Source organism: Marinimicrobium agarilyticum DSM 16975, assembly GCF_000423345.1.
Taxonomy (GTDB): Bacteria; Pseudomonadota; Gammaproteobacteria; order Pseudomonadales; family Cellvibrionaceae; genus Marinimicrobium; species Marinimicrobium agarilyticum.
In genome coordinates this window covers 47,269-60,347 of record NZ_KE384008.1, presented here as the reverse complement: position 1 = coordinate 60,347, position 13,079 = coordinate 47,269, and the positions used below count along the sequence as shown (strand labels likewise).

At 58.6% G+C, this 13,079-nt stretch carries 6 protein-coding genes; 3 read left to right on the top strand and 3 right to left on the bottom strand.

Translation table 11 applies throughout. From position 1 onward, the window contains the following. Positions 1-30 precede the first annotated feature (30 nt). The 3 genes from G547_RS21885 (at position 31) to G547_RS0116140 (ending at position 3,845) form a co-directional block, all read left to right on the top strand. Complete coding sequence (locus G547_RS21885; RefSeq protein WP_051235622.1) at positions 31-1,572, top strand: rhamnogalacturonan acetylesterase; 1,542 nt, start codon at positions 31-33, stop codon at positions 1,570-1,572. 47 nt (positions 1,573-1,619) lie between these two features. Further along, positions 1,620-2,459, top strand: coding sequence for a sugar phosphate isomerase/epimerase family protein (locus G547_RS0116145; RefSeq protein ID WP_036189197.1), 840 nt, complete (start codon positions 1,620-1,622; stop codon positions 2,457-2,459). Between the two features lie 84 nt (positions 2,460-2,543). Next, positions 2,544-3,845 (top strand): glycoside hydrolase family 88/105 protein, encoded by a 1,302-nt coding sequence (locus tag G547_RS0116140; protein WP_027330725.1) that lies wholly within the window; start codon positions 2,544-2,546, stop codon positions 3,843-3,845. Between the two features lie 20 nt (positions 3,846-3,865). On the opposite strand, the gene G547_RS22835 is transcribed toward G547_RS0116140, so the two are convergent. The 3 genes from G547_RS22835 to G547_RS0116125 all read right to left on the bottom strand — a co-directional run bounded on the left by G547_RS22835 (position 3,866) and on the right by G547_RS0116125 (position 13,066). Then, positions 3,866-7,612 (bottom strand): glycosyl hydrolase 115 family protein, encoded by a 3,747-nt coding sequence (locus tag G547_RS22835; RefSeq protein WP_169449465.1) that lies wholly within the window; start codon positions 7,610-7,612, stop codon positions 3,866-3,868. A 142-nt stretch (positions 7,613-7,754) separates the two neighbouring features. After that, entirely contained in the window at positions 7,755-10,472 is a 2,718-nt protein-coding gene (locus G547_RS21875) for an exo-rhamnogalacturonan lyase family protein (RefSeq protein ID WP_211224584.1), read from the bottom strand. A 119-nt stretch (positions 10,473-10,591) separates the two neighbouring features. Continuing rightward, positions 10,592-13,066: a glycoside hydrolase family 31 protein gene (locus G547_RS0116125; protein WP_027330724.1), complete on the bottom strand. Its 2,475-nt coding sequence runs from the start codon at positions 13,064-13,066 to the stop codon at positions 10,592-10,594. Positions 13,067-13,079: the final 13 nt, after the last annotated feature.

Genomic DNA, 13,079 nt, shown 5'->3' with positions numbered 1-13,079 from the left:
AACCACCGTCAGACCCAAGAGGAACTCCGCATGCAGTCACGACGAGCCACCGGTTTTATCACCCTCGTCCTCACTCTCATGCTCGGACAGCATTGCCTGGCCGACGACCTGCGCCCCCAACACATTTTCATCGCGGGAGACTCCACCGCCGCCTCCTACAGCGATAAAGACCACCAGGGCTGGGCCGCGCTCTTGCAGACCTATTTCGACAAGAAACAGGTAACCGTTGAGAACCGGGCTCGCGGCGGCCGAAGCAGCCGCACCTTTATCACCGAAGGTCTGTGGCAATCCATGATGGAAGAGGTACAGCCCGGTGACCTGGTGCTTATCCAATTCGGTCACAACGACGCCGGTGAAATCAACGACGACAGCCGCGCGCGCGGCTCCCTGCCCGGCCTGGGAGACGAGCAGACCGACATATCCAATCAGGTGACCGGAAAAGAGGAAACCGTCTATACCTTCGGCCACTACATCCGTCAGATGGTCGCGGACGTCCGCGCCAAAGACGCAACGCCGGTACTGCTCTCGCTGACCGCACGCAATCGGTGGGATCAAGGCAGAATCGAGCGGCGTAACGGCCAATATGGGCACTGGATGCATCAGTTGGCCTGGGAGCTGGATACACCGTTTATTGACGTGACCAACCTGGTCGCTGACAAGCTGGAACAGCTGGGGCCCGAAAAGGTATCGGCGCTCTATCCGAAAGACCACACGCACTTCAACGCGGCCGGCGCCGAGATCCATGCCGAGACCATCGTATCGGCCCTGAAAGGGCTGCGCCCTACTCTGGCGGCGGACCTGTATTCCGAAAAAGGTCGCGAGGTCCGCGCTTATGACTGGACTTTCTTACGCTTACCCGTGGTGGCGTCACCCGAAAAAACCAGCATTTTCATGGTGGGCGACTCCACCGTTCGCAACGGCTGGGGCGATGGCGCCGGCGGCCAGTGGGGCTGGGGCGACTTCCTCGGGCACTATCTCGACAGCAATCAATACAACCTGGTCAATCGCGCCATCGGCGGTTTCAGCAGCCGGACTTTCGTGACGGGAGGCCACTGGAAGCGAGCCTTGAACATGACCCGCCCGGGCGATTATATGCTGATCCAGTTTGGCCACAATGATTCCGCGGCGCTCAATGACAAACAACGTGCGCGCGGCACGATTGATGGTATCAGCGAAGCACAGGAAACCATCGACAATAGGCTGACGGGCGAAACCGAGACGGTTCACACTTACGGTTGGTACCTGCGCAAAATGATCGGTGAAGCGATGGCCCGCGGCGTGACACCGGTGCTCTTTACCCCGGTGCCCCGGAAAATCTGGGATGAAAGCGCAGAGCAGATTGTCCGCCCGGAAAACAGCTACCCTCAGTGGGCACGACAAATCGCGGCAGAAAGCGGAGTCCACCTGATAGACCTGCACAAATTGGTCGCCGATCGCTACGACGAGCTGGGGCCTGAGCATGTGGAATCATTCTTCGCCGATGAGCACACGCATACCTCCCTCGACGGTGCCAGATTCACCGCGCGTATCGTGGCCGATGAGCTTGAAGCCATCCTTGAAGAGCAGCCCTGAACCATCGTCGATCATCATTCACTGACTGTTTAAGAAGGACATACACTATGCTGAACTTGGGCCTGAGAGCACACGACTACGGCCAGGGTACCCCCGCCGACATTGCGGCCATGCTTGGCCAGTACGATGTGTCCTGCGTGCAACTCGCCCCCGCCAAATCGTTCCCTGTGATTGGCGAGCAACCCGGGCAACTGAGCCCCGGGTTTGCCAATCAGGTTCGCGATGCCTTCGCCGCGCAGGGCATTGCGATCGCCGTACTGGGCTGCTACATCAACCCCATTCACCCCGACCCGGTCGCCAAAGAGCAGGGCCTCAAACGTTTTGAAGAACACCTGCGCTTTGCGCGGGATTTCGGCTGCGCCATTGTGGGCACCGAGACCGGCTCAAAGAACGGCGACTGCAGCTATCACCCGGACAGTCAGACAAAGGAGTCATTCCTGGAGTTGGTGGACGCCGTCCGACGCCTGGCGAAAACCGCCGAAACCTATGGCACGATTGTGGGCATTGAGGGGGTGGCACACCATCATACGGTGCATAGCTACGAGAAGATGCTGGAGCTTCTGGAGATGGTGGACTCCCCCAACGTTCAGGTGATCTACGACCCGGTCAACTTTTTCCCGCTGGACCAATGCCATCGTCAGCAAGAATTAATGGATGAGGCTTTCAATCTCTTTGGCGATCGTATCGTCGCAATTCACAGCAAAGACTTTGTGGTCAAGGACGGCAAGAAAGAAGGTGACCTGCCTTCCGGTACCGGTGAAATGGATCATCGCTATTTGATGTCGCTGATCCAGAAGCTCAAACCCGGCATTCATACCATTCTCGAGAGCACTAACCCCGGGAATGTGCAGGGTATTCTGGAGCATTTGCGCCAGTGCGCCACGTAGCCTATGGAGATTCCTATCATGCATCCATCATTTAAAAAAATAACACCTGAACTCACCTCCGGCCTCTTACCCAGATATTTCGCATTGAGCGTTTTGTGCCTCTGGGCCACTACCGCCATGGCCCAACCCAATGACGCAAGGGTGCCGCTCCATCTGCTTCCCGCCGAGTATCCAACCCCTTATGGGGCACCGGAAGTGCAGAGCGTAAAGTCCGTCCTGGATAGGGTCTACCGCTTTCTCGATGAGAACTCGGCCTCCGCCGTTGTGGATGCGAAAACCGGAAAGGTAGTGACGGACTCTGGCGCAATGAGAGGGAGTCTGTCTTTCGACGATACCTCTTTTCACATTACCGGCTATGAGTGGGGTGTCACCTATGCGGGCATGTTGTTGGCGTCCGAAGCAACGGGTGAACCCTACTATGCGGACTATACCAATAGCCGTTTAACGCTTATCGCGAACATTGCCGAAAATCACAGCACTGAAGGCCTCAGAGGCTCACCGATTCGAAGTGTTCTGGAGCCCGACTCGCTCGATGATTCCGGCTCCCTGGCTGCCGCCATGATCAAGGCGAAAATGAACGGGTTGGACGCACCGGTAGAACCGTTAATAGAAAACTTTCTCGAGTACATCAGCGAAGAGCAGTTTCGTCTTGAGGATGGTACCTTGGCCCGCAACCGACCTCATGACAACACCCTTTGGCTGGATGACCTGTTTATGAGCGTTCCGGCGCTGGCTCAAATGGGGCATTATTCCGGAGAAGGGAAATATTTTGACGATGCCGTCAAACAGATCCATCAGTTTTCGGAACGGATGTTCAACAAAGACAAAGGCCTCTATATGCACGGGTGGGTGCAGGGTATGGAGGACCACCCCGAGTTCCACTGGGGACGGGCAAACGGTTGGGCGGTGATGGCCATGGTCGAGTTGCTGGAGGTGCTACCCAAAGACCACCCCGGTTACACCGGGGTCCTGGATCAATTGAAAGCGCACATCAAGGGGCTTGTTGCCTACCAGGACGGTACCGGCCTATGGCACCAGTTGCTCGACCGAAATGACACCTACCTGGAAACGTCGGCCACGGCGATATTCGCCTACTCGATGGCAAGGGCCATCAACCGAGGCTATATCGACAAAAAGGCCTACGCTCCCGCCGTACTTTTGGCGTGGAATGCCGTTGCAACACAGGTCAATGATGCCGGCCAGATCGAGGGAACCTGTGTGGGCACCGGCATGGGTTTTGATCCCGCCTTTTACTATTACCGACCCGTGAACGTATACGCCGCACACGGTTACGGCCCCGTCATGCTGGCCGGTGCCGAAGTCATCCTGATGCTCGAGAATAATGAATTCGAGATAAATGACAGTTCGTTGCAGCTCGTGGAATAGCCTTACATCGAATGTAAGGCTCAATTTCCTTCGGGTTTCTCCAACTCAAACACCGGGCTTGCCGGGACGAACACGGCATCCGGGGCGTCCGGTTCGGCGGGATCAAACGGAGGCACATTCTCGCGCAGATGCGTCGCCAGCCCGGGCACCTTTTCCCGGATACCCTTAACCACGGCACGAGCCAACTCGTAGGCCCCGTAGGGACTGTGGTGAGTATTGTCTTTCAGTGCCTGATCCTGACCGGGAAAGGTGTTCGCCGGATAGTGCACAAACGCTTTTCTGGAACCTGACTCTCCCAACGCCGCGTAGAGCTCCAGGCTCATGCCGTGGAGATCAATGACCGGCACGCCCTGCTCCTCTCCCACTTGGTGCATCGCCACGGCAAAATCCGTCAGGGTTTCTCCGGGCTTTCCTTCACTCCAACGGCGACGCTCCATGGGCGTGATCAGCACGGGGATGCCGCCTTTATTGCGCACCGCCGCAATGTACTCGCGCAAATTTTCCTGGTAGGTGGTGAAGGGCCCGGCACCGTCACTCTTGTCTTTCTGGTCGTTGTGGCCGAACTGAATAAACAGGTAATCTCCGCGCTTCATGGTGTCGAGAATTTTCTCCAGCCGATGTTCTGATTCAAAACTGTAAAGGGCGCGGCCCGATTCGGCGTGATTGGCGATGGCCACGCCCGGCTTGAAAAAGGAAGGCAACATCTGCCCCCAACCGGCCCAGGGCTCATTACGCTGATCCGTTACGGTCGAATCCCCCGCAATGAATACGGTAGTCGCTGCCGGCGCCGGCTCGATATGCAGTGCAGCCACGGCGGCGGGATTGCCTAGGAACTCAATGGTCAGGTGCTTATCCCAGTGCGCGATCATCGGCGGGCCCTGCTCACGGGCGTTCAGGGAAACCCTTGCCGACCCTTCAAGCTGCGGGCTTCGCCGGTTCACGGTGAAGGTCGCGCTCCTTCGCTTCCCCGCCTCTGTCGAAACCGAATGAAGCATCAACCGGCGCGCCTCCACCTTCACCGTGTTCTCCGACGCGGATTCCGATGCGCCGAAGATAACCGACACATTGTAATTCCCTTCGGGAACATCGACCGCAAGAGTGAAAGGCTCGTTAGCGACGCAGACATCGCCTCGCAGCGCATCCACCTCATTCTTACTGCACTCAGGCGTATTGGTACCCACCCAGCCATATCCCCGTTCAGCGGAGTACCGCGTTTCCGATCCAACCCCTGTGTAGCCATCCGCCACGGCGCCGGAACCGAAATCCAAGCGATAGGAAACCGCTTCGGTTTCCCCGGCGCTCATGTGCTCGACCCGAGTTTCCGTCGGACCGTCATAGGAGGGCTGAAGCCCCCCGAAATCGATCACGATTTTATCCACGACAACACCGGGGTCCACCGCCACCAGATGCAGCGTATGCCAGCCCGGTTCAAGTTTTTCATTCAGCTCCAGGGTGGTTTCAGTGGCATTGGCCAACACCCGATTTTTCCATTCATCGCTATAGGTATCAAAGCCCTCGGTCACGGTCACCGGCAACGCGTCGCCATCATCCAATGCGAGCGCCAGGCGCAAACTGTTGCCGGGCACAATCGGGTGGGTCGGCAAGAGCCGAAGATGAACCCGGGCCCTCCCTCCAGTGGCCACATGAAAGCGATAGCTGAGTCGCGGAGCGGAGTCGGGATCAATGTTCAGAGTGGAGGGGAGTACCGTCACCGCCGAACCAGTGCGGCCCAGTCCTTCAACCGAGCGCCAGCCGCCCTCACCATGATCCTTTCGGCCGGTGAAGTGTCCGGCGTTGATGGAGACCACACCCTCGGATTCGTAGAAATCCCCCGCTCGCGCGTCGGGGGGCGCCTTCTGAACCTGAAAAGGCTGGTCGCTCGATTCCGACACCAAAGCGTCCCTGATCACGTCCGTCTGTGAGCCCAGCGGGGGAATGGGGTCGGGTTGAAAGCGTGGCCAATCGTCAGGGGAAACGCCACCGGCGGTCAGAATATGCTGCCACTTGCCGCCGGCGAGCTCCTGGTTGTATCGCCGAGTCAGCGATTCGATTCGGTGCGCGGCGTCTTCGGCTCTGACAACGGTCGTTTGCGCAACCTCGGCACCACGGGCATTCTGCCGACGGGCCAGTTCCATCAGAAAATAGCGCTCATTGGCCGCGGCCGCCGCCCGAACCGGATATTCCACCAGTTGAAAGAAGGCATCCTGTGCCGCTTCCGGTAACGCTTTGGAGGCCTGCGCCGTATCCGCCACCAGGGCTCGATAGGCTTCCAGACGGCGATGTATCTCCGTATCGGTCAGCTCGGTCGGTTCATAGGGTTCCAGCGAGAGATGCCACTGCAGGTGTTCCGGCTTGCGCGCGAAGGCCAGGTGCTGATGGCGCCGCCAGATGGCGGCAATGGCATCGGCATGCTCGGGCCCAAAATCCCGGGCCGCCATATCGTGCAGAAATTGCATCGGCGCGTCCGGGCTGGTCCGATCCGCGTTCCAGGCGAGATCGAGAAAAAACTCGGTGCTCAGCTCGTGGGCTTTTAGGTCGCCGACATTGCCCACCCAGAATGAGCGTGCCCCCTGCTCGTAGGTGCGGGTCATTTCCGACCAGACGAGGGAAACCGACTGGGAGTCGAACCAGAGCCAGGAAAGCGGCGAGCCCAGGTAGGACAGATGGTAATAAACACCCAGACCACCGGGCCGCTCCCGTTCCTCAGGGGTGGCATAACGACGCACGTAACCGAAGTTGTCGTCGGGCCAGACGATCATCACATCCTCTGGCACCTTCAGGCCCGCGTTGTAATCCTTGAGGACTTCTTTGTAGGGCACGAAGATCTGCGCCGCTTCGGTGGGGTCACCGTCACCGAGATGTTCGGCCAGAAGGTGACGCTGGGCTTTAAAAATATCTTCCAGAACCCCGATGCGTTCTTCCTGCGAGTCCGGACCAACAATGCCGCTGTCGTGAATGCCGCGCATGCCCAACGTCCAGAGGCTTTCGCCCGAACGGCGCTCCTTCACTCTTTCTTCCCAGTAGTTGAGAACTTTGTCGCGGTGTGACAGGAAGTTAAAATGGTCTTTGGGCTCGTCCCACTCCCCCACATTATTGCGCAACATGGGCTCGGCATGGCTGGAGCCGACCACGATGGCGTAATCGTCGGCCAGGTCGCTATTACCTTCTACCTGATGAAACGGTGTGGTGCAGGGGTGCATGCCGGGCCAGATGGCGTTGGCGCGCAAGCGCAACAAAAGTTCGAAAATCCGTTCATAGGTTTTCGGCCCGAGCGTGCCCACCGCCGGTTCAAACGTTTTCGCGGCCCAGGCACCCAACCCCCAACACTCATCGTTGATGAAGATGCCGCGGTATTGCACGGCGGGCGCATCGACCGGTTCACGGCCAGCGCTCAGATACAGCTGGTCCCGCCGTTCCACGGGCACATCGGCCCACCAATACCAGGGCGAGACACCAATACGACGCGAGAGCTCGTAGAGGCCGTACGCGACACCGCGAGGGTCAGCGCCCTCGACCGCCAGCACCCGCGAGTCCGCGGAAAGCCGAAATGCTTCCCAACGATCTTCCAGCGCCGGAGCGATTCCCACGTGAACATAAGGCGCGCTGTCTGGCGGACGGTGGCGAATAGCCGGGCGTACTCCGGTCACGCGCTCTACATCGTCAGCGAGATCGTGCACGGCAATTTTGATCACGCTGGCGGCATCATTGGCCACTACCAGAGGGGCGGCACGACCATCAGCCACCAGCGGAAACGCGGTTGATGGCACATTTTCAGGGGCCACCTCCGCAGGAAACGGTCGAATCTCTTCTGCCTGCGCAACCATTGGGAAAAGGAGGCACAATAGCAACAATCCCCGCATGATTTCGCCACTCCGTTTCAACCCTACAGCGGTCAGTCGACAAACCATATCAATCGCGCTCCGGAATTTCTTCCGGCGCCTCCTCGCCAATCAGTGCCATGATCTGAATCGCCGTCAGACCGAATTGCGACACGGCATTGGTGGATACCCCACGAGCTTCGGTCACCGGGGCCAGCACCTCGGGGGGGCTGACCGTTCTGGTCGGATAGGGTGTACCAAAGATCCTGATGCCGGCTCTACCACTGAAAAATTCGTTCCAGGCCCGTTCTGCCAGAGCCTCATCGTCCAACTTCCAGGCGGAGTAGGCCGTCATGCGCGAATGCGCCTGCCCCAGATTCAGGTTTCGGTTATAGGGTTGGCCAATGATCTCGGCCTTCTCCTCAGAAGAGGCATTGAAAAAGCGACCATACTGGATGAACGCGGCTTCGTACTCGGGCACGTCCAGCAGTTGAATCAGCTCGGCATTGATCTCCACGCCCCCGAACACCATGGCCAGATGTGAACCGGAGACACCCTCCCCCACGTGGTAGAAGCGACCGGTGTCTGGATCGTAAGCGGTGCCCGACGAAAGCAGACCGTGTTCGAATTCACCGATACTGCGCATCGCGCGCAAGAGCTTGTCCCGATATTCCGGCTCTCCCGTGCGCTCCCATTCGGTCAGCCAGGCGGCGGCCACGGAGTTCCAGTCCGTTCCCAACCCCATCATCAAGGAATACGGCTTACCGGTGAAATCTGGCTGGGGGCGATCGAGTTTGCGCAGCGGTGGCACGTCCAATAAGCGGCGTTCGGCTCCCAGGGTCGCGCGCATCAAGTCCCCGACCCGCTCGTCCGCTGTCAGGAAATAATAGAAGCGACGGTTGGCGGGCGTACTGATACGCAACTGTTTCGCGCTGTCGCCCCAGTGCCTGACATTGTGACGGGAACCGAGACCTTCGAAACGCCCGAGGTGGTACACGTCCACCTCGCCGGTGTGGCGGGTCATCGCCTCGGCCATCTGGAAGACGTCCGCCCGGCCGGTACGCAGGAAGGAATACCAGAGCCAGATGTCGGGTGAAAGCTCGGAGTTGGCCCAGGCGAAACCACCGACGTCATAACGCCAGGTGTGGCGATCGTGGTCGTAAGTGTGCATCACATCGCCGTAATCCCAGAAACCGTACCAGTTGTGCTCCTCCACCTGAGTCAGGTAGTGATCCAGATAAAAGTCGACCTGATTTTCAATCGCGGTTTTGGCGGGGGTGGAACGATCCGGCAGGTCCCAGATGGCGGCCCCGAAAACACCGGCCGCTTCGTAGTCTTTGGGACGGGCGACCATTTGTGGTGGCTGGGCCAGGGTTCGAGCCATCTGGACCGTGGTTTCACGGTCCGGTGTGGCCGGCAACGCCCATAGGCGCAGCTCGCTGGTGCGGGCTACGCCCGTGGCGCTCGCAAACCCGGGTTCGTAATCCTCATAGGTTACCCCCATGGCATCGAGCTGCTTTTCGTGGGTATCCAGCCCCATACCGTCGTGATAAAAACGCATATCCATGGGCCGGGCTTGCGGCGACCAGAGCCACATGGTCACTTCGGCGTTATCGGTTCTGGCGTTTCGAATATCCAGTTGCGAGGGATGGCTTTGCCAGAAATCACGGATGCCAAAGGCCACTCCACCCTCGGGGCTGCCAATGTAACCCAGCCCGCTCGAACGCCCGCCCTCGGCGGAGTCGAGCCAGGCCAATCCGGGCTGGGTGCGTTTGCGAATTTCAAAAGCGTCGGCGGTCAGTTGTGAGAGGGTGTAATCCCCGAAAGCCGGAATCACGTCTATGCGCTCGGAAACGCTTCTGGCCCACTCGTCCAGGGGCGGCGTGGCCCGACCAGCGGTTTGTGCGTCGCGTACCGCCTCACCGGGGTCTCGCCGCAAACCGGTGATCCCGCGCACGGCTTCCGCAAAGAGTCCACCGTCCTCCCCGGAAAAGCGCACATGCCGGTCGTGCAGTGGGCCCTCCATGGGCACATCGAAACGAACGCCCACCCCTCGAATGAAGTCCCGCTTCTGGTCACCGTCATAGATCATGGTATGGACCATACGCACCGAATCATCTCCGGCGTAAAAGTATAGGCGCACCACGAAAGGAATCCAGGCTCGTCCATTTTCGCCGACGTGCTTGCCCTCGAGCTTGACCACGGCGCGCACCGGCCCGGCCTGCTCGAGTGTCACCTTATCGAGGCGACCGGTGAAAGCGTTCACCGTCAGCGGCTCCCCCACTTCGGCTTCGGCTTGCCCTTGGGACAGGATGACGAGACGCCCGTTGTGCAAGGTGTCCCGACCTTCACGGGTAATTGAATGAATTAACCGGTTGCCGGATTTTGGGAGGACCGCCTGAATGGAGCCGGTGTTCACGCGAATGCTCTCTTCGTTTTCACTCACGGTCAGCGCCTGCGCTGGTTGCGTGGCGTCGCCGGGGCGAAGCGTCAGCGCGATAGAGTCCACCTCAAGAGGGGCGATCGCATGCCCGCTCCACTTCAGCGAGCCATCGGGCCAGTAGGCCAGCGGCCAGCTCTGCACAGGCAGGGGTTGGCCGGATTCCGGGCTCAGGGTAAATTCACTTTCCGGCTCGACCGCCCCCTGGGGCCAAGGCGTTCCCCATGTGGTACCCACCGCGTCCCGGGCCGTATCGTGCTTCAGCCAATGCAGCTGTGCCTCGGGCTTTTCCTCTGCCTGAGCACCAGTGACCCAGGTCCAGGGAAGCAACGCGAGCGTTAACAAAGCGAAAGTTCTGGGAAATCTCATGGTCATGACCATCCTACATTCGTGGTTTTTATGTTCTTCGGGTCTCTCAATTTTTATGGCTTGGCGACACAGCGTCTAACTGTGCGCCCAACCAGTCCCTTCAGTAAGGAAAACGAGGCCTACCGGGTAATTGCAACGGTAATCGCCTCTTTACTGGTTCCCGCCAGGTTCACATGGAGCTCACCAGCGTTTTGGTCAAAATACCAACCCGCTTTGGGTCCATGCGTTTCATACGCGGACGCCGTAGGCAAAGAGGGGAGCGGCTTCCCGCCCTCATAAACAGCCTGGGGAGCGGAGCCACCATGAACTCTCAGCGCGTAGCGGCGCTCCGGCACTTCATACTTGCCCCGAGGCGCTGCCACTTTGATAAGGGTTCTATCGTCGGCTTCTTTAACGGTAACGTCGGTAATGGCGTACTCGCCGGACTCATAGTCCTGGCTCTTGCCATCATCATCGTAGATGTCGTAGGAAGACTCACCCTCCGGAAAGATCTCAAGCGTGATGCGATCGGCGGTTTCCTGCCCGAGGTTCAACACTTTTTGTTGAGGCAGAATGCCGCCGGCCTTGACGAAGATCGGCAGTTTTTCCAATGGCGTAACGATATTGTGGTAACGCTTCCCTTCGTAAGCTTGACCATTCCAGTAGTCATACCAGGTGCCTTCCGGCAAATAGACCACACGGGTTTTCGCCCCTTTTGTGGTCACCGGAGCGATCAGCAGGTTGCTCCCCAATAAGTATTGGTCATCAATATCGTGAGTGTTTTCGTCATCCTGATATTCCAGCACCAGGGCCCGCATCATGGGCATCCCGGTGCGGTGCATCTGATACGCCTCGCTGTAGAGGTAGGGAATAAACCGGTAGCGCATGCGATCGTACTGCTTGAAGATCCGCTCAGCTTCTTCCCCATAACTCCAGGGCTCTTTGTAACCGGGGTGATCCATACCAAACAGGTGCGCCATGGGACTGAAGAGTCCAAACTGCGTCCACCGGATATACAGCTCCGGATCCGGCTTGTGCTCGAAGCCTCCCATATTGTGAGACCAATAACCGACGCCCGAGAGCCCCATGTTGAGTCCCGCGCGAATCACCGGTTTGAAATACTGCCACTCGCTGGGCCAATCACCGGCCCAAATATAGGGATACCGCTGAATGCCAGCATAGCCTTCGCGGGTCAGATTCAAACCGCGCATGGCATTGTGCTCACTGAACTTTTCAAACGGCGCTTTGGCGTAGGCCAGGGGGAAGAGGTTGTGCAGGCGCTCCGCCTCCGTCCCGGTCGGCCCCGTCTTGTTGCTTTCGTTTGCCTTTCTCCCGAAGGCGCTGCCTTCGTCGGTTTTGAAGAACATGGCTCCCTGGGAAACCACTTTCATGGCGCCATTCTCCCACCACCAGTCCACCGCCTCGGGATCAAAGAAATTGACAAACTCGCCCGAGTCATGGGGCTCGGGATAGACCATGCCGGCTTCCCGTGCCTGATCCAACAGCTTGTATTTTTCGCCATTGTCGTAACGCGGACGAACGTGGACGCCCACCATGCTGTAGCCCATATCATATAGCTGATCGAACATGGCTTCCGGTTCGTCAAAAGTGTTGCGCCATTCAAAAGTGGTGGCCCCACTGCCGCCGTGTTCACCAAACAGTCGCCAGGTGGAGTCCAGATGAATCAGGTCCACGGGGATGCCCTTTTCCCGGAACTTTCTGCCCAGCTCGACCACGTAATCCGTGGAAGTATGCTCCTCATACCCCCAGGTGCCGCCGCTATAGGTTCCCACATGCAGGCCGTGCGCAAATTTCGGCAAGAGCGGTGACTTGCCGGTCACCGAGGTATACAGATCCAGAATGGCGGGAAAGCCGGGGCCGGCCATAAAGTAATAATCCAGCTCGCCCCCCTTGGCCTTAAAGGAATATGAGTCGGGGTTGGAGCGCCCCATATCCCAGTGGGACGTGTAAGGGGTATGGAGGAAGATGCCGTACCCCCGCGTGCTCATAAAAAACGGCACCGGGCTATAGTTGGCTTCAAGAATATTGTAAGCCCCGACGATATGGGGGCGGCCAATGCCGCGCCCAACGGTCAGCTCCAGTCTTTTCCCCCGTTGATTGACAAAGTCCATGCGCTGACCAAACCCGAAGACCTGCTCGCCCGCATGGAGCTTTTTATGGACGGCAATTCCCTGCTCTTCCCGAACCATTCCTGCAGCTTGCGTGTTGAGTTTCTCCGTGGATAACAAGGTGCCATCGGAGGTATAAAACTCAAGCCGCAGGGGCGATTTATAGACACGGATGGTCAGGGCGTCTGTTTCAAGCTTATAGAAGTCGTCCATCTCCGTGGAACGCACCGACACCGAAGGCCACTCATTGGTCGGAACCATCAGCCCGAGCGCTGAATTTTCATCGAACTCCCGATCCCAGCTACTGCGTACGCGCACCATGGAGGGTGTGCAGAACTCAAGCTGCACATCCGCATTGTCGGCCGAGAAGCGGACCCTGTTCCCGTCTTTTTCAACGACGGCTTGAATATCGCCGGGCCCCGAGGCCACCAACGCGTTACTCACCAGAAGCAGGCCGAACAATAGGTGCCGGAGCCCCTCAGCCAATTTTCCTGAAGAC

Bases quoted from the DNA above. Each gene is read 5' to 3' on its own strand.
- G547_RS21885 (WP_051235622.1), top strand. From the start codon at position 31: ATGCAGTCACGACGAGCCACCGGTTTTATCACCCTCGTCCTCACTCTC.
- G547_RS0116145 (WP_036189197.1), top strand. From the start codon at position 1,620: ATGCTGAACTTGGGCCTGAGAGCACACGACTACGGCCAGGGTACCCCC.
- G547_RS21875 (WP_211224584.1), bottom strand. From the start codon at position 10,472: ATGAGATTTCCCAGAACTTTCGCTTTGTTAACGCTCGCGTTGCTTCCC.